The organism is Massilia sp. P2_C2 (assembly GCF_056404615.1).
Genome location: NZ_JBFUDR010000138.1, coordinates 1 through 16,089, shown reverse-complemented (window position 1 = coordinate 16,089; position 16,089 = coordinate 1). Strand labels below are relative to the sequence as shown.

The following is a 16,089-nucleotide window of genomic DNA, read 5'->3' as shown; positions in this document are numbered from 1 at the left end:
GTCTCGAACAGCGGGATCACCATCACGTCGTTCTTCTTCTCGCTGGGACGGTACAGGCCCGTTTCCTTTTGCAGCAGCAGGACTTCGAGCAGGTCGGACACGGTCTCCGTGTGCGAGATGATGTAGTTGCGGATCGCGCGCGCGCCGTAGCGCTTGCGGAACTCGCGCGCCGTGCGCAGGACCTGCAGCTCGGAATTCGTGGTGTCCGAATAGCTCTCGTACGGCGTGTACAGCAGGCGCGGCTGGGCCAGCTCGTCCAGCAGCAGTTTCACCTTGGCCGCTTCGGGCAGCAGAGCGTAATCCGCTTCGACGCCGGCACGGGCGAACAGTTCGGCCAGCACGCGCTCGTGCACGTCCGAGCTCTGGCGCATGTCCAGCGAGGCGAGGTGGAAGCCGAAGATGCGGGCGGCGCGCAGCAGGCCATTCAGGCGCGGCACGGCCAGGATGGCGCCGTGGTTTTCGTTCAGCGAATCGACGATCACCTGCAGGTCGGCGCGGAAGTCGCAGGAATCGCGGTAGGGATCCGCATGGCCGACTTCCTTGCGCAGGATGTTCGTGGCGCCCAGTTCGCGCGCCGTCGAGGCGAGGCGCGCGTAGATGCCGATCAGGGCGCGGCGGTACGGTTCGTCGCTGCGGTGCGGCGAGTGGTCGGGCGAGGCGTCGGCGAGGGCCAGCAGCGCCGGGCTCGCGGCCACGAGCAAGGTCGACGGCGACAGCTCCGCGCCCAGCGCGTGCACTTCGTCGAGGTAGAAATCGAAGATCGTGGTCGAGTGGCGCACGAGCGCGCGCTGCATCGTCGCGGAATTGACGTTCGGGTTGCCGTCGCGGTCGCCGCCGATCCAGCTGCCCATCTGCATGTACGCGGCGTCGTCGAGGCCGTGCGAATCGGCGCCATAGTGTGCCGCGATCTCTTCCTCGACGTCGTCGTACACGGCCGGCAGCTCGCGCAGGAAGGTGGTGCGGTAGTACGACAGGGCGTTCTCGATCTCGTCCGCCACCGTCAGTTTTTCGTAGCGCAGCATGCGGGTCTGCCACAGGGTGGCGATGCGGGCCTGCAGCAGTTGCAGGTTGCGCGCGCGCTCCTTCGGCGTCAGCGGCAGGTCGCGCTCGGCCAGCAGGCGGGCGATGTCGTGCTCGGCGTCCAGCGTGCTCTTGCGCTGGACTTCCGTCGGGTGCGCCGTCAGCACGGGCGAGATCAGCGCCTCGCGCAGGAACGTCTCGACCGTGTCCTGGCCGACGCCGGCATCCTTCAGCCGGCCGAGGGCGTAGGCGACACTGGACGGCTGCGGCTTCGAGCCGGCCAGCAGGTGGGCGCGGCGGCGGCGGATGTGGTGCTGGTCTTCGGCGATGTTCGCCAGGTGCGAAAAATACGAGAAGGCGCGCACGACGGAGTTCGTCTCTTCGCGCGTCAGCTTCTTCAGCAGGGTGGTGAGCTCGGCGCCCGCTTCCGGATCGTCTTCGCGGCGAAAACGCACGGCGGTCTGGCGGATCGTTTCGACGACGTCGAACACGGCTTCGCCTTCCTGGTCGCGCAGCACGTCGCCGAGGAGGCGGCCGAGCAGGCGGATGTCTTCTTTCAGCGGGGCGTCCTTGTCGGCGCCGCCGGGTGGTGGGATCGCGGGCTGGCCTGGTGCCAGCGGGTTCAGTGCAGCAGAATTATCCATATCGACCATGGTTATATTGTTGAGGACTGGCACTACGATAAATCGATTACTGCGAGGCACGCTGGCGTTTGGCCATGGCCTGAAGATGGGCGCATGCTAGAATTTATGATCTCGGGCATGGGCCTTGCCGGCGCAGCCCGATCCGGGCGCAACGACAGTGAAAGAAACCGTTTTGAACTCCAACGATACGACGCAGCACGTTCCCGCGCAATTGATCATCGCTTCGCGCGAAAGCAGGCTGGCCATGTGGCAGGCGACGCATGTGCGCGACCGCCTCGCCGCATTATATCCCCAGTGCCAGATCGATATTCTCGGCATGACGACCCGCGGCGACCAGATCCTCGACAAGACTTTGTCCAAGGTCGGCGGCAAGGGCCTGTTCGTCAAGGAACTCGAAGTGGCGATGGCCGACGGCCGCGCCCACCTGGCCGTCCATTCCCTGAAGGACGTGCCGATGGAATTGCCGGAAGGCTTTGAATTGGCCGCCATCCTCGAGCGCGAAGACCCGCGCGACGCGTTTGTCTCGAATGATTTCGACAGCCTCGCCGCGTTGCCGGCCGGCAGCATCGTGGGCACGAGCAGCCTGCGTCGCCAGGCGCTGATCGCGGCGCGCTATCCGCAACTCGTGATCAAGCCGCTGCGCGGCAACCTCGACACGCGCCTCGGCAAGCTCGACCGTGGCGATTACGCCGCCATCATCCTCGCCGCCGCCGGCCTCAAGCGCCTCGGCCTCACGCGCCGCATCCGCGCCTACCTGGAACCCGAGGACAGCCTGCCGGCCGCAGGGCAGGGCGCGATGGCGATCGAGATCCTGTCCGATAACAAGGCCGGGTTCGACCTGCGCGCGCTGCTGGCGCCACTGAACCATACGGCGACGGCGCAGGCCGTGCAGGCCGAGCGCAAGGTATCGCAGGTGTTCGGCGGCAGCTGCCAGATTCCGCTGGCGGCGCACGCGACCGTGGATGGCGACACGCTGCACCTGCGTGCGATGGTCGCGACGCCGGACGGCCGGCGCAGCGCCTTTGCCGACGCCAGCGGCCCGGCGGCGCTGCCGGCAGCCGTCGGCGAGCAGGTGGCGCAGAAACTGGCCCAGCAGGATGCGGCCGGCATCCTGGCCGAATGCAAGGCGGCTTCCGCGGGCGATGCCTGACACGGTCGTCATCACTCGTCCGCGCCAGCAGGCCGAGCCGCTGGCCCGCGCGGTGGCGGCGCTCGGCCGCACACCGCTGATCCTGCCATTGCTGGACATTTCTCCGCTGGCCGACGAGGCGCCGTTGCGTGCCGCGCTCGCTGACATTACGCGCTATGCGCTCGTCGCGTTCGTGTCGCCGAACGCCGTCGACGCCGCGTTCGCCCACGTCGCGGCCTGGCCGCCCGAGGTGGCGCTGGCCGTCGTGGGCGAGGGCAGCCGGGCCGCACTCGCGCGCCACGGCATCGAGGGCGAACGCTACCGCATCCACGCGCCGCGCGATCCGGCCCGCAGCGATTCCGAACACCTGTTGCAGGCGCTCGATACCGGCGCGCTGCGCGGGCGCAAGGTGCTCGTCGTGCGCGGTGAGACGGGACGCGAGGTGTTGCCGGACGCCTTGCGCGCGGCCGGTGTCGACGTGGAGACGGTCGCCGCGTACCGCCGCGCCGTCCCGTCGCTGAATGCGGACCTGGCGGCGTCGTTACGCGCCTTGCTGGACGCGCCGAACGACTGGATAATCACGAGCTCCGAAGCCTTGCGGGGGCTGGCCGGCCTCGTCGCCCAGCTTGATGGCGGGGCAAGTGTGGCAAAATTGCAACAACAACACCTGATCGTGCCGCATGCCCGCATCGCCGAAACGGCATCTGCACTCGGTTTCAACGCCGTGACCCTCACCGGGTCCGGCGACGAGCGGCTGCTTGCCGCGTTACAATCACGAGCATGAACGAATTGCCCAACAATCCAGAAAAACCAAACATGGGCGGGCCGGTCGTTCCGCCGGAGACCTACGTCACCCCGGCGCCCGCCGGCCCCGGCGAGCCCCGCGTCCCCGAAACCTCGGGCCTGGGCGGGCTGCTGCAGAAGCCGCAGAACGTGGCGATCCTGGCCCTGGCCGTGCTGCTGGCCATGCAGACCTGGTCCACGCATACCCGTTTCAACAAGCTGCGCGAGGACGTCGCGCGTACCCTGCAAAAGGACAATGCCTCGAATGCCGAGACCGCGCAGACCGTGCGCGAAATCCAGGAGGCCGCCAAGGAATTGCAGGTGAAGGTCGGCGTGCTGGAAACCCGCCAGACCGAGGCGCAGAGCCAGCAGGCCGCGCTCGAGCAGATGTACCAGGACATCTCGAAGAACCGCGACGAGTGGGCGCTGTCCGAGATCGAGCAGGTGCTGTCCACCGCGAGCCAGCAACTGCAACTGGCGGGCAACGTGCAGGGCGCACTGATCGCGCTGCAGAACGCGGACCGCTCGCTGTCGCGCTCGGACAAGCCGCAATTCATCACGATCCGCCGCGCCATCGCGCGCGACATCGACAAGCTGAAGGCGCTGCCGTCCGTCGACCAGCCCGGCATCGCGCTGCGCCTGGACAACGTCATCTCGCAGATCGACAACCTGCCGCTGCTGTCGGATGAAAAGCCGGCCGAGCCGATCGCGCCGCCGCGCGTGAATCCGGCGCCGGTTGCCGGCAAGCCCGCGGCCAACCTGACTTTCCTCCAGCGCGCGACGGACACCTGGCGCAACTGGAGCCACGAGATGTGGGACGACATCCGCCAGCTGATCCGCGTGCGCACGGTCGACAATCCGGACGCGCTGATGCTGTCGCCGAGCGAATCGTATTTCGTGCGCGAGAACCTCAAGCTCCGGCTGCTGAACGCGCGTCTGGCGCTGCTGTCGCGTAACGAAGGCACGTTCCGCGACGACCTGAACACGACCCAGCAGATGCTCGTGAAGTACTTCGACACGAAGGCGCGCTCCACGCAGGCCGCGCAGGCGCTGCTGCGCCAGGTCCAGGCCAACAACGTCACGATCGACGTTCCCGATCTGTCGGAGAGCCTGAACGCCGTGCGCAACTACAAATCGAAGCCTTGAGCGGCGGGGCCTGAACGATGCGTTTACTTCTCTGGTTAGTCGCCCTGATGGCCGCAGCCATCGGCATCGCCGTGACCGCGCGCTTTAATCCCGGCAACGTCGTCTTTTTCTATCCGCCGCACCGGATCGACCTGTCGCTGAACCTGTTCGTCGTGCTGGCGGTCCTGCTGTTCCTCGTCCTGTACGGCCTCCTGCGGGCCGTGCGCGCCACGCTGGGCATGCCCGGGCGCGTGGCCGAGTACCGCTTCCGCAAGCGTGAACGCGAAGCCAACCGCGGCCTGCGCGAGGCGCTGAAAGCCCTGTTCGAAGGCCGCTTCGGCCAGGCGGAGAAGGCCGCCATGCGCGCCGCCGACCTGCCGGACAACGCCGGCCTCGCCGCACTGATCGGCGCCCGTGCCGCCCACCGCATGCGCGAGCCGGCACGGCGCGACGCCTGGCTGGCCGGCATCGTGCACGACCAGTCGCTGAAGACGGCGCGCCTGATGACGGTCACGGAACTCCTCGTCGACGACCACAAGCATGAAGGCGCGCTGGAAGCCGTGGCGGAACTGAACGCCAGCGGCCAGCGCCACATCCACGCGCTGCAGTGGGCCATGCGGGCCAACCAGCAGGCGCGCAACTGGCCGGAAGTGCTGCGCCTCGTGCGCACGCTGGACAAGCGCAACGCCCTGCATCCGGCGCTGTCGGCCCGCCTGCGCGAGCTGGCCTATGACGCGCTGCTGTCCGAGGGCGGCCACGACGCCGAATCGGTCCGCCGCGTCTGGAGCACGGTGCCGGGCAGCGACCGCGTCAAGCCGTACATCGCGGCGCGCGCCGCCGCCGCCTTCAACGCGCGCGGCCTGCACGATGAAGCCCGCGGCATCGTCGAGGATGCGCTGAAGGCCGGTTGGGACGAGCGCGTCGTGCGCGCCTATCGCGAAGCGGCCGGGCCGGAAGGCTCCGCCACGCTGCTGGCGCAGATCGAGAACTGCGAGACGTGGCTGCGCGCCCATCCGAACGATCCGGAACTGGAACTCACGCTGGGCTCCCTGTGCCTGCGCCAGAAACTGTGGGGCAAGGCGCAGCGCTACCTGGAGCAGGCTTTGTCCGACGCCACCGAGCCGCACATGGTGCGCGAGGCCCATCTGAAGCTGGCCCAGCTGCACGAGGCGCTGGGGCAGCGGGAGGAGGCCGACAACCACTACCGGCAGTGCGCACTGGCGACGGTGTTGTGATGCCGCGCATGGCCGCACTCATGCGCGCCGCGCTTCCCGGGACGCACGCACGATGACGACGGCCGGGTGACCGGGCGTGCCGATGTTGCGGGCGACCGGGACGCTAGCCCCGGCCGGTGCTGCCTTGGCCTCCGGCAGGCGATCGGCCAGGAACGACCCGGTGCCGACGACGGCGAGCGTGGTGATGAAGATGACTTCCATGTGCTTGTTGATGTTCATGTGATTCCCCTGCGCTGGTTGGTGGATGCGCGGGCGTCTCGCCCACGACATCCATACAGCACGGGGCGTGCCAGCTCGCGCCGCACGGCGTCCCGGGAGGGGAGGAGGGACCTTGCGGTTTTGCCGGGTTGGGTGCGGGCCAACGGAAGGCCTGGATTGTGTCGGGCGCCGGCCAACACGCTGCTGTTTGCCGCCCGCTTTGGCGCTGTTTGGCGTTCCTCGGCAACCTTGTGCGGCGCACAAGCTCAGGGTGATTCGCTATAATGCCCCTTTTATTGTTTCCCCAGCAACCAAGGACTATCCATGAGCCTGAATAACGTCAACGCCGGCCGCGATGTGCCGAACGACTTCAACGTCATCATCGAAATCCCGATGAACGCCGACCCGATCAAGTACGAAGTGGACAAGGAATCGGGCGCGATCTTCGTCGACCGCTTCATGGGTACCGCGATGCACTATCCGTGCAACTACGGCTACATCCCGAACACGATCGCCGACGACGGCGACCCGTGCGACGTGCTGGTGATCACGCCGTTCGCGCTGATCCCGGGCGTCGTCGTGCGTTGCCGCGCGCTGGGCGTGCTGAAGATGTCCGACGAAGCCGGCGGCGACTCGAAGATCCTGGCCGTGCCGGTCGAAAAAATCCTGCCGGTCTATGCGAACCTGCAAAAGGTCGAGGATGTGCCGGAACTGACCCTGCGCCAGATCCAGCACTTCTTCGAGCACTACAAGGACCTGGAAAAGGGCAAGTGGGTCAAGGTCGAAGGCTGGGAAGGCCCGGACGCGGCCAAGGCCGAGATCCTGGCGGGCGTGAAGACCTTCACGGCGCAGGGCGAGTAATCGACACGCGGCGGCGCCGCGCACACGCGGGCGCCAGCGACCGCAACAGAAGGGCCGTCACTCGGGTGAACGGCCCTTTTTATTTGGCCCACGACCCCGGATCACCACCCGATGTCACGCAGCAGCGGGAACGTCAGGTCACGCGGTGGCGTCACCTGGTGCGTCAGGTCGCTGTTGATCGCCGGTTCCATCAACTGGTCCGGCTTCGCTTCCGTCGTGTAGTGCGACACGGACGAGCCGGGCGACAGCGTGGTCGGCGTGTACATCAGGATGCGTCCCGCGCTGTCGGCGCCGGCCAGGCGGGTCGGGTCGAGGCCGAGGCTGGCGACGACGCCCGATTGCGTGCGCGAGCGGCGCTGCAGTGCGGCCTTCAGCCGGGTGCCGTCCGCCTGGGTGACGCGCACGGACGGGATCGTGATGGAAGGATCGTTGCCGCTCATGCCGGCCACGTCGCCCGGCTGGTTGTCGGCCATGACCATGCCCAGCGCGCCTGCGGCCTGCACGTTGCGGGCCTTGGTGACGAAGTCGCATGCGCCGCGGTCGATGAGCGCGACGTTGCCATGCACGGCGAGGGCGTTCAGTTCGCTCAGCGGGGCGCACGCTTGTCCCGTGCCATCGGGCTGGTCGACGACGGGCATCAGCTGGCCGGCGACGGGCGGATTGGACAGCGGCGGGCCGAACGATGCGTCGCCCACCGGATACACACCCGCGGCCGTGTCGGCGGCGGCACCGCTGACGGCCAGGTTCGAGGCCGGCGCCAGCACCTGCGGTACGGCGGCCGTCACGATGGAGCCGTTCCACGAGAGGCCGCGCCACGTCACGGCCGAGGCGGCGCGCTCGGCGTCCGTCATTTCCACCCACAACTTGCCCGTGCGGTTGTTCAGCAGGTAGTAATCCCAGATCGACGGCATGCCCTGGATCTCGGCGCCCGTCTCGTCGTCCGTGAAGGTCTGGAAGCCGAGGCCATGCGCGAACTCGTGCAGCAGGACCGTGACGAGGTCGATCTGGTTGCCGAAGTCGTTGTCGAGGCCGAGATAGAAGCCGGAGCCGGGCAGGCAGTCGGGAAACAGGCCCAGGCGCGCGTTGAAGCGCGCGATGATGTGCGGTGCACCCGGCGTCGCGATGTCCGCGCTGGCCAGCTTGCTCGCGAGGGCGCTCGGATACCACGTCGCGGGGCGGGGCGCGTTCGGGAAGTCGGACCAGATCTCGTTGGCCCCGGCCGAGCCGAGCACGGCGCTCGTCGCGGTGCAGGCCAGCGGCATGAACGAGGCGCCGATGCGGACCGGCACGCTGCTCGTCAGCGTCGCGCCCCAGATGTCGGCCGCGTGCTGGAACGCGTTCAGGCGTTGCTGGCCGAGCGTCGTGCCCGTGTTGCCGCCGACCGGTGCGGCGGGGGTCGGGTCGTTGAAGCCTTCGCCGGGTGCGTTCAGGTTGACGATCACGATGGTGGCGGCGGCCTGCGCGGGCGCGCTGGTGCCGAGGGCGAGGGCGCATGCCGTCGCCGCGCCGGCAATCAGGCCGGCGACCTGGAGGGCGACTTGCTGCAGGCGCGAAGATTCAGCGGGTCTCATGGCCATCCTCCCCGTGGTTGCTGTGCTTTGCGGCATCGTCGGTGTGATCGAGCGCGTGTGTGGCGCCGGTGCTGCCCTCCACGCATTCGCGCGTCAGCTTGCCGTCGGCGCCGCGCGTGACGACTTCGTAGACCATATTCCTTTCACCGAGGCGCACGCCGCGCGAGCCGTCGCCCCGGCTCACGGTGGCGGGCTGGCGCGGCGCGGTCAGCGCGGCGGACGGGGTTTGCGCGCGCAGCGCCTTCAGTTCGTCGGCCGTGGGTGCGCGCAGCTTGCCGGTCTGCGCGTCGCGCACGACGACCATGCCTTCCTGGCCGGCCGCCCTGGCGTGCATGGAAAAGAAGGCCAGCAGCAGCAGGGCCGCCAGCGTGCCGATGGTAAGCAGTTTTTGCCTGGACATGACGATCTCCCGTTCAAGGACGCGACTGGCGGCGCTGCAGGGTGAACAATCCCAGGCCCAGCGCCAGCATCATCCAGGTCGCCGGTTCCGGCACCGCCGTCACGACAGAGACCGTGTCGAGGCCCACATAGTTCAGGGTATCGGCCGGTCCCACGTAGCGGAATGCGAAGCGGCCGCTGCCGTTGTTCGTGACGGTGGCCATGAACTGCTGCCAGTCCGTCGGATAGCCGGCCGCGCCGCCGACCGTCGTCAGCAAGGTGGTGAAGCCGGCGGCGCCGCTCCCCGTACCCGAGGCGAAGCGCACTTCGAGCAGGTCGTCGAATCCCGGCTGAGCATCGTGCCGCGTATGGAAGCTCAGCACCGTCGTGCCCGAGAGGTCGAGGACGGGCGTGATCAGCCAGTTGTCGACGTTGCCGTTGCCGTTCACCGCGCTGAGGAAGTCGACGGCCGCATAGGCATCGGGCGCGCCGGCCTGGGACGGGAAGATGGCCGGGTTACCCTGGAACCAGGCGTTGCCGACGGGGATGCTGTCGTTGACCTGGGCCCATCCGCTGAGAGCGCCGACGTTGCCGAATCCTTCATTGAGCACTTCGACCCCGGCTGCGTGCGCGGCGGTGGCGCCGAGCGCGGCCAGCGACAGCGTCAAGGCCGCCGTCGCAAACAAGGTTTTAACGGGTTTCATGGAAGCCCTTTCATGGTAGCCAGTAGGATGGTGGACCGCTCGCGCTGGCTGGTCGACGAGGCCATAGCTGGCCCCATCTTATGAGTCGAATGACAAGGACTTTTGATCTTCAGCTAACGAACTGGCTGAACAAAATGAAGGTATTGTCGGGCGGGACCGGCGGGCGTATCGTGCGGCCCGATGAGGCGGGAATGATGTGGTGACGCATGGTGGGCACGGGGTGCCCACCCTACGGCGAACGGTGACGGACGCGATTGGAGGTGCAAAGTGACCGCGCACAGGGCGTAGGGTGGGCTCCCCGAGCCAACCAAACGTTCGCAAATCGCGAGTTACGACATCAGTGGGTTGTACGGCGCAGCCGCAGCTTGCCGACGATACCGATTGGGAAGAAATAGATCGAAAGAATGAACAGCACGCCGAGCCACAGCATCCACCGGTCCGGATGCAGGGCCGCGGCCAGCAGCGGCGCGCCGGACAGCATCTCGGACGCCTGGCCCATCAGCGTCTTGAGGTAGTTCTGGGCGAGGATGAACAGCGCCGCACCGACGACCGCGCCATACATCGTGCCCATGCCGCCGATGACGACGATCAGCAGGATGTCCGTCATGACCTCGAAGCCGAGGCTCGTCTTGGGCCCGACGTAGCGTAGCCACAGGGCCATCAGCGCCCCGGCCAGCGCGGCCACGACGGCGCCCAGCACATTGGCCCAGATGCGGTAGACGACGGTGCGGTAGCCGAGGGCCTCCGCGCGGAACTCGTTCTCGCGGATCGCCTGCAGCACGCGCCCGAACGGCGAGTTCACGACGCGCAGCAGGAACAGGAACAGCACGAGACAGCCTGCGAACACGATGTAGTACGTGATCAGTTTGCCGTCGATGCTGCGTCCGAACACCTCGTTCTCGATCAGCGTATAGCCCGGCGACAGCAGTTCCGGCACGCTGAACGTGCGTCCGTCCTCGCCACCCGTGAAGTCCGACAGCTGGGACGCGAGCACGGAGAACGACGATGCCACGGCCAGCGTGATCATCGCGTAGAAGATGGCACGCACGCGCAGTGCGAACAGGCCGATGACGAAGGCCAGCACGACGGTGAGCGCGAGCGCGGCGGCGAGGCCGATGACGATCGCGCCCCACGTCGGCTCGTCCACGCTTGCCAGGGCGATGCCGACGCCATAGGCGCCGATCCCGTAGAACATCGTGTGGGCGAACGAGACGATGCCGGTATAGCCCAGCAGCAGGTCGTACGACGCGACGAGCACGATGTAGACGCAGATCGTGGCCGCCGTGTTCAGCGGCCGTGCACCGGTAAAGAGAAAGGGCGCGCACAGGAGGCCGAGCAGGATGGCGACGAGGATCGCCGTCAACGCGCGGCTGCGCGGCAGGTCGCCGGAAAGCAGCTGGATCAGCATCAATGACGTCCTTTCGTGTACAGGCCGGCCGGGCGCCACAGGAGAACGGCGATCATCAGCACGATGTTCGAGACGAGGGCGACCTTGGGCGCGAGGAAGCCGGCGTAGTTGCCGACGAGCGCGATCAGTAGCGAGCCGATGAAGCAGCCGCCGACGGAGCCGAGACCGCCGATGATGATGACGATGAAGGTCAGCACCATGATCTCGCTGCCCATGTGCGCCACCAGCGTTTCCTTGTACAGGCCCCACATCACGCCGCCCAGGCCCGCCAGCGCGGAGCCGGCCGCGAAGACGCCGACGAACAGGCGGCGGATGCGGTAGCCCAGCGCTTCCACCATCTCGCCGTTCTCGACGCCGGCGCGGATCAGCAGGCCGATCTTCGTGCGGTTCAGGGTGAGGAACATCGTGGCGAACACGACGATGCCGACGGCGACCGCCAGCAGCCGGTATTTCTCGATCGCGGCCTCGCCCAGGAACACGGCGCCGCGCAGCGCGGCCGGCAGCGGCAGGGCGATCTGCTCCGCGCCCCAGATCACGTTGATCAATTGTTCGGCCACGATCATGCCGCCCATCGTGATCAGGATCTGTTTCAGGTGCTGGCCGTACACGGGCATGATGACGACCCGTTCGAATGCCCAGCCGAGCAGCGCGGTGACGATCATCGCCAGCAGCACGGCGAGGCCCAGCACGCCGAGATTCGCGAGCAGTGAATCGGTCTCGAGCCAGCCGCGCATGGGCAGCAGCACGTACGTGGCCGTGAACGCGCCGACGGACACGAACGCGCCATGGCCGAAGTTCAGCACGCTCATCAGGCCGAAGATCAGCGTCAGGCCGCTGGCCATAATGAAGATCATCATGCCCATCGCGAGTCCGGCCACCGTCAGGGTGATCCACGTGGGGAAGCTCATGAAGGGCAGCGCCGCCAGCACGACGGCCGGCACCAGCAGCAGCGGCGCATCCGCATGGGCGATCGGTAAAGTTGCACTCATCGTTGTCCTGTTCCGGAAGCTCGAAAAACCTACTGCGCGTTGCATTTCGGTGGGGGCGCCTAGCCCTGCGATGCTCGCTGTACTTTCGTACAGCTGCGCTTCTCGGACTCGGCGTCTGCCACCGCAACTGCGGCCGCTCGCTACGGTTTTTCGAGGTTCCTTTTTCATTGGTGGGAGTCGAGCGAGAGGCCCAGCAGGCGTTGCTGCAAGGCCTCGTCGTCGGCCAGGTCGTGCATCAGGCCCGCGTGGACGACGTGGCCGTCGTCCATGACGCTCACGCTGTCGCCGAGCGTGCGCACGAAATTGAAATTCTGTTCGACGAGCAGGATGGTCGTGCTCGTGTCCTTGAGGTCGCGGAATGCCGCCATCAGGCTTTGCACGATGGCGGGTGCCAGACCCTTGGTCGGTTCGTCGACGAGCAGCAACTGCTTCGGTTCGACGATCGCGCGCGCGATGGCCACCATCTGCTTCTGGCCGCCCGACAAATTCCCCGCCGGGTAGTTCCAGAATTTCTTCAGCGCGGGGAAGAAGCCGCAGATCCAGTCTACGCGCGCCGCGTCCAGCGGGCCGTTGCGGGCGGCGAGGTACAGGTTTTCACGCACCGTCAGTTCGGAAAACACGGCCATGCTTTCCGGGACGTACGCGATGCCGGCGCGGGCGATGTCGGGTGTGGACAGCTTCGTGATGTCGCGGCCGTCGAACGTGATCGTGCCGCGGCTGGCCTTCCACAGGCCCATGATGGTGCGCAAGGTGGTCGTCTTGCCGGCGCCATTGCGCCCCAGCAGCACGGCCAGGCCGCCGCGCGGCACGACCAGGTCGACGCCCTGCAGGATGTGGTACTGGCCGATGTGGGTGTGGACGCCGGACAGCGTCAGCATGGGTTCGCTCATGGGCAGCGTCGTCCTCGGGACGTCATGCGGGTTCGGGTGTGCCAAGATAGGCCTCCTGCACGATTTTCGATTGCATCACGTCGGCCGGCTGGCCATCCGCCACCAGCGTGCCGTTGTGCAGCACGATGATGCGGTCGGCCAGCGCCCGCACGACATCCATCTTGTGCTCGACGAGCAGCACCGTCCTGTCGCGCTCTGTCTTGACCTGGTGGATCAGGTCGAGCACGACCGGCACCTCGTCCACGCTCATGCCGGCCGTGGGTTCGTCGAACATCAGGATCTGCGGTTCCAGCGCGAGCAGGATCGCCACCTCGAGCTTGCGCTGGTCGCCGTGCGACAGCGTGCCGACCAGCGTGCCGCGCTTCGTGATCATCGCGACGCGCTCAAGGTAGTGCTCGGCGCGCTGGATGACTTCCTGGTGGCCGAACCACAGCGACAGCATGCTCATGCCGATGCCGGCACGGCTCTGCACGGCCAGCCRCACGTTTTCCAGCACGGTGAGATGCGGGAACAGATTCGTCAGCTGGAACGCGCGGCCCACGCCCAGGCGCGTACGGCGCGCGGGGCCGAGGCGGGTGACGTCCTGGCCACGCACCTGCACGCTGCCGGACGTCGCCGCCAGCTGGCCCGATACCAGGTTGAAGTAGGTCGTCTTGCCGGCGCCGTTCGGGCCGACGATCACGGTCAGCGTGCCCGGGTAAAACTCGGCCGTCACCGCGTTGACGGCCACGTGGCCGCCGAAGCGGATGGTCAGGTCGCGCGTGGCCAGCGTGGGCACGGGCGACGGTGAGGAACCGGGGGAGGTCATCTCAGCGCTTGTTCCGGACCGGCAGCGGCAGCTCGCTGGCCGGGATTTCGCGCACCAGTTCCAAAAGGTCCCATTCGTTCTTCTGGTCCTTCTTGATGCGGAAGTGGTACATCGGCTGCAGCGCCTGGTGGTCTTCCTTGCGGAAGGTCATGATGCCCTTCGGCGTCTCGAACGACATGCCTTCCATCGCCGTCACGAGCTGGTCGCCGTTCCCGGACGGGACCTTCTGCAGGGCCGCCACGACTGCCGCCGCCGCCGCCATGCCGCCCGCCGTGAACATGTCGGGCGGAACCTTGTAGCGCTTCGTGTGCTCGGCCACGAGCCAGTCGTTCATCTTGTTTTTCGGGAAGCCGTAGTAGTAATTGATCGTGCCCTCCGTGCCGGCGTAGGCCTTCCACGTCTTCATCACGGGCAGGATGTTGCCGCCCGGGGCCAGCGAGATGCCGTAGCGTTCCGGCTTCATGTCGGCGATCTTGTTCATCGGGTTCGGGCCGGCCCAGACGATCGCCAGCACGCGCGGCTGCGGCTTGTCCTTCAGGGCGTCGAACAGGCGCTGCGTGGGCGCGGTGAAGTCGGTCGCGGCGGCGGGGGCGTATTCCTCGTGCACGACGGTGGCCTTGCTGCCGGTGGCGGCCAGCGCCTCCTTGCCGGCCTTGATCGCGTCGCGGCCGAATGCGTAGTCCTGTGCGAGGAATGCGACGCTGCCGTTCTTCAGCGTGGAGGCCGCGGCCAGCGCGTCCTGCATGGAGTTGCGCGCCGTGCGGAAGATGTATTTGTTCCACTTCGCGCCCGTGATCTCGTCGGCCACGGCCGGCTCGACGATCAGCACCTTCTTGTATTCCTTCGCCACCGGCAGCATCGCCAGCGCGGCACCGGACGACGTGGTGCCGACGGCGATGTCGGCCTTGTCGTCGCCATAGGCTTCGGCCAGCAGCGTGCGCGAGAGGTCGGGCTTGCCCTGGTCGTCCTTGACGATCACCTTCAGCTTGCGGCCGTTGATCTCCATCTTGCCGCCCGTGAGGTATTCGAGGCCCAGCATGAAGCCGGTTTCCGTTTCCCTGGCATAGGATTCCAGCTGGCCCGTCTTGCCGGCGATGAGGGCCACTTTCAGGTCGGGGGCCGCCAGCGCGGTGCCGGTCGCCGTCATGGCGAAGGCGGCGAACAGCGCGAAGGGGAGGGGTTTGATCGTGCGTTTCATCTCGTCTCCTTGTGGGATGGTGGGCACGTTTCATTTGAGGCCACCCGGCCTCAAATGCCCACCCTACGTCATGCGTGCGTTGTTTTTTAGGGCACTTGGGCCAGGAACTCGAGGATCGCGTCCAGCGCGACCGGCTCGGTCAGCATCGGCGCATGGCCCACGTTCGGCACCTCGACGTATTGCATCGTCGGGGCCGCACGCCGCATCCACGCGGTCTGGCGTTCTTCCAGCAGGTCGGATAGCGCGCCCCGCACCAGCATGACCGGGCGTTCGCGCGCGAGCTTGCGGAATGCCAGCCGCAGGGACAGCGACGTCGGCCTGAGTTTACCGGTTTGCAGGGCGATGGCAATGTTCGGATCGTAGCGTGGCGCCAGCCGGCCGGCAGCGTCCGGCGCGAACGCGCGGCGGGCCCATTTGTCCCATTCGGCATCTTCATTGTCCGGGAAGGCACATGCGTTGATGCCGCGCACATAGCACGCGGCGTCCCGCCACGAGTCCACGGCGGCGGACTTGCCCGTGTAGCCGGCGATACGGGCCAGGCCGTTTGCCGAGATCACGGGGCCGATGTCGTTCAGCACGGCGGCGGCCACGAGGGCGATGTCCTGCGCCGCCACCTGCATCGTGATCATTCCTCCCATCGACGTGCCGACGAAAACGGCGCGCGGAATGCCGAGGTCGGCCATCAGCCGGGTGACGTCGTCGGCGTACACCTTGGGGTTGTAATTGTCGGGATTCGGATCGCGCTGCGATTCGCCCCGTCCGCGCACGTCGAGCGCCAGCACCCGCCGGCCCTGGCGCGCGACGAGTGGAGCGAATTCGTCGAAGTCGGCCGCGTTGCGCGTCAGGCCGTGGATGCAGATCACGGGCAGGCGCGCCGGCGTGCCGGCTGTTGCGGGATAATCACGCGCATGCAGCGTCAGGCCGTCGTTGCTGGTGTAGCGGATGGGGGTGTAGTTGGGCACGCTGGGAATATCCTGTCATTCGATTCGGTAGAGGGCCGCCGCCGAGGCGGGGCCCACCGCGGCACGGCCGGATGGCCGCGCCGCGGGCGGCGGATCAGAAGCGGTACTCGACCGTTCCCTGCACGGTACGCGGGGCACCGTAGAAGGCGGTCAGCGTGCCTTCGTTGCCCAGCGTCGGGAACAGAT

At 67.3% G+C, this 16,089-nt stretch carries 16 protein-coding genes; 5 read left to right on the top strand and 11 right to left on the bottom strand.

What is annotated here, in order from left to right; translation table 11 throughout:
- Nucleotides 1–1,664: phosphoenolpyruvate carboxylase (locus AC1DYX_RS16850; protein ID WP_477260812.1), on the bottom strand; the 1,664-nt coding region annotated here is incomplete at its 3' end.
- 172 nt (nucleotides 1,665–1,836) lie between these two features.
- On the opposite strand from AC1DYX_RS16850, the gene hemC reads away from it, so the two are divergent.
- The 4 genes from hemC to AC1DYX_RS16830 are packed head-to-tail and all read left to right on the top strand — an operon-like array spanning nucleotide 1,837 to nucleotide 5,936.
- Nucleotides 1,837–2,814, top strand: a complete 978-nt coding sequence (gene hemC, locus AC1DYX_RS16845) for a hydroxymethylbilane synthase (protein ID WP_477260810.1) — start codon at nucleotides 1,837–1,839, stop codon at nucleotides 2,812–2,814.
- Nucleotides 2,807–3,577, top strand: a complete 771-nt coding sequence (locus AC1DYX_RS16840) for a uroporphyrinogen-III synthase (RefSeq protein WP_477260808.1) — start codon at nucleotides 2,807–2,809, stop codon at nucleotides 3,575–3,577. The genes hemC and AC1DYX_RS16840 overlap by 8 nt, the downstream gene beginning before the upstream one ends.
- Nucleotides 3,574–4,722 (top strand): uroporphyrinogen-III C-methyltransferase, encoded by a 1,149-nt coding sequence (locus tag AC1DYX_RS16835; RefSeq protein WP_477260806.1) that lies wholly within the window; start codon nucleotides 3,574–3,576, stop codon nucleotides 4,720–4,722. The genes AC1DYX_RS16840 and AC1DYX_RS16835 overlap by 4 nt, the downstream gene beginning before the upstream one ends.
- A gap of 17 nt (nucleotides 4,723–4,739) precedes the next feature.
- Nucleotides 4,740–5,936: a heme biosynthesis HemY N-terminal domain-containing protein gene (locus AC1DYX_RS16830; protein ID WP_477260804.1), complete on the top strand. Its 1,197-nt coding sequence runs from the start codon at nucleotides 4,740–4,742 to the stop codon at nucleotides 5,934–5,936.
- 18 nt (nucleotides 5,937–5,954) lie between these two features.
- Here AC1DYX_RS16830 and AC1DYX_RS16825 read toward each other — a convergent pair whose 3' ends face one another.
- Nucleotides 5,955–6,155: a hypothetical protein gene (locus tag AC1DYX_RS16825; protein ID WP_477260802.1), complete on the bottom strand. Its 201-nt coding sequence runs from the start codon at nucleotides 6,153–6,155 to the stop codon at nucleotides 5,955–5,957.
- A gap of 303 nt (nucleotides 6,156–6,458) precedes the next feature.
- Between AC1DYX_RS16825 and ppa the strand changes: the two genes are divergently transcribed.
- Nucleotides 6,459–6,995 (top strand): inorganic diphosphatase, encoded by a 537-nt coding sequence (gene ppa, locus AC1DYX_RS16820; RefSeq protein WP_477260800.1) that lies wholly within the window; start codon nucleotides 6,459–6,461, stop codon nucleotides 6,993–6,995.
- 101 nt (nucleotides 6,996–7,096) lie between these two features.
- On the opposite strand, the gene AC1DYX_RS16815 is transcribed toward ppa, so the two are convergent.
- From AC1DYX_RS16815 to AC1DYX_RS16775, 9 genes are all read right to left on the bottom strand, one after another.
- Nucleotides 7,097–8,566 carry a PA domain-containing protein gene (locus AC1DYX_RS16815; RefSeq protein ID WP_477260798.1) on the bottom strand — a complete coding sequence of 490 codons (1,470 nt, stop codon included), beginning with the start codon at nucleotides 8,564–8,566 and terminating at the stop codon, nucleotides 7,097–7,099.
- Nucleotides 8,553–8,966: a post-PEP-CTERM-1 domain-containing protein gene (locus AC1DYX_RS16810; RefSeq protein ID WP_477260796.1), complete on the bottom strand. Its 414-nt coding sequence runs from the start codon at nucleotides 8,964–8,966 to the stop codon at nucleotides 8,553–8,555. The genes AC1DYX_RS16815 and AC1DYX_RS16810 overlap by 14 nt, the downstream gene beginning before the upstream one ends.
- Before the next feature lie 13 nt (nucleotides 8,967–8,979).
- Nucleotides 8,980–9,648 (bottom strand): choice-of-anchor J domain-containing protein, encoded by a 669-nt coding sequence (locus AC1DYX_RS16805; RefSeq protein WP_477260794.1) that lies wholly within the window; start codon nucleotides 9,646–9,648, stop codon nucleotides 8,980–8,982.
- Nucleotides 9,649–9,985: 337 nt separating this feature from the next.
- Nucleotides 9,986–11,056 carry a branched-chain amino acid ABC transporter permease gene (locus AC1DYX_RS16800; protein ID WP_477260792.1) on the bottom strand — a complete coding sequence of 357 codons (1,071 nt, stop codon included), beginning with the start codon at nucleotides 11,054–11,056 and terminating at the stop codon, nucleotides 9,986–9,988.
- On the bottom strand, nucleotides 11,056–12,045 hold the full coding sequence (locus AC1DYX_RS16795; protein ID WP_477260790.1) for a branched-chain amino acid ABC transporter permease: 990 nt from the start codon (nucleotides 12,043–12,045) through the stop codon (nucleotides 11,056–11,058). The genes AC1DYX_RS16800 and AC1DYX_RS16795 overlap by 1 nt, the downstream gene beginning before the upstream one ends.
- Nucleotides 12,046–12,209: 164 nt before the next feature.
- A complete protein-coding gene (locus tag AC1DYX_RS16790) occupies nucleotides 12,210–12,935 on the bottom strand; it encodes an ABC transporter ATP-binding protein (RefSeq protein ID WP_477260787.1) in 726 nt (241 codons plus the stop codon).
- A 22-nt stretch (nucleotides 12,936–12,957) separates the two neighbouring features.
- A complete protein-coding gene (locus AC1DYX_RS16785) occupies nucleotides 12,958–13,743 on the bottom strand; it encodes an ABC transporter ATP-binding protein (RefSeq protein WP_477260785.1) in 786 nt (261 codons plus the stop codon).
- Between the two features lies 1 nt (nucleotide 13,744).
- A complete protein-coding gene (locus tag AC1DYX_RS16780; RefSeq protein WP_477260783.1) occupies nucleotides 13,745–14,941 on the bottom strand; it encodes a substrate-binding domain-containing protein in 1,197 nt (398 codons plus the stop codon).
- Between the two features lie 86 nt (nucleotides 14,942–15,027).
- The gene (locus AC1DYX_RS16775; protein WP_477260781.1) at nucleotides 15,028–15,903 is read right to left on the bottom strand and encodes an alpha/beta fold hydrolase; all 876 of its coding nucleotides are present in this window, start codon (nucleotides 15,901–15,903) and stop codon (nucleotides 15,028–15,030) included.
- Nucleotides 15,904–16,089: the final 186 nt, after the last annotated feature.

Excerpts from the sequence above, each read along its gene's own strand:
- AC1DYX_RS16840 (WP_477260808.1), top strand. The coding sequence starts at position 2,807 with ATGCCTGACACGGTCGTCATCACTCGTCCGCGCCAGCAGGCCGAGCCG.
- AC1DYX_RS16835 (WP_477260806.1), top strand. The coding sequence starts at position 3,574 with ATGAACGAATTGCCCAACAATCCAGAAAAACCAAACATGGGCGGGCCG.
- AC1DYX_RS16830 (WP_477260804.1), top strand. The coding sequence starts at position 4,740 with ATGCGTTTACTTCTCTGGTTAGTCGCCCTGATGGCCGCAGCCATCGGC.
- AC1DYX_RS16825 (WP_477260802.1), bottom strand. The coding sequence starts at position 6,155 with ATGAACATCAACAAGCACATGGAAGTCATCTTCATCACCACGCTCGCC.
- ppa (WP_477260800.1), top strand. The coding sequence starts at position 6,459 with ATGAGCCTGAATAACGTCAACGCCGGCCGCGATGTGCCGAACGACTTC.
- AC1DYX_RS16815 (WP_477260798.1), bottom strand. The coding sequence starts at position 8,566 with ATGAGACCCGCTGAATCTTCGCGCCTGCAGCAAGTCGCCCTCCAGGTC.
- AC1DYX_RS16810 (WP_477260796.1), bottom strand. The coding sequence starts at position 8,966 with ATGTCCAGGCAAAAACTGCTTACCATCGGCACGCTGGCGGCCCTGCTG.
- AC1DYX_RS16805 (WP_477260794.1), bottom strand. The coding sequence starts at position 9,648 with ATGAAACCCGTTAAAACCTTGTTTGCGACGGCGGCCTTGACGCTGTCG.
- AC1DYX_RS16800 (WP_477260792.1), bottom strand. The coding sequence starts at position 11,056 with ATGCTGATCCAGCTGCTTTCCGGCGACCTGCCGCGCAGCCGCGCGTTG.
- AC1DYX_RS16795 (WP_477260790.1), bottom strand. The coding sequence starts at position 12,045 with ATGAGTGCAACTTTACCGATCGCCCATGCGGATGCGCCGCTGCTGCTG.
- AC1DYX_RS16790 (WP_477260787.1), bottom strand. The coding sequence starts at position 12,935 with ATGAGCGAACCCATGCTGACGCTGTCCGGCGTCCACACCCACATCGGC.
- AC1DYX_RS16780 (WP_477260783.1), bottom strand. The coding sequence starts at position 14,941 with ATGAAACGCACGATCAAACCCCTCCCCTTCGCGCTGTTCGCCGCCTTC.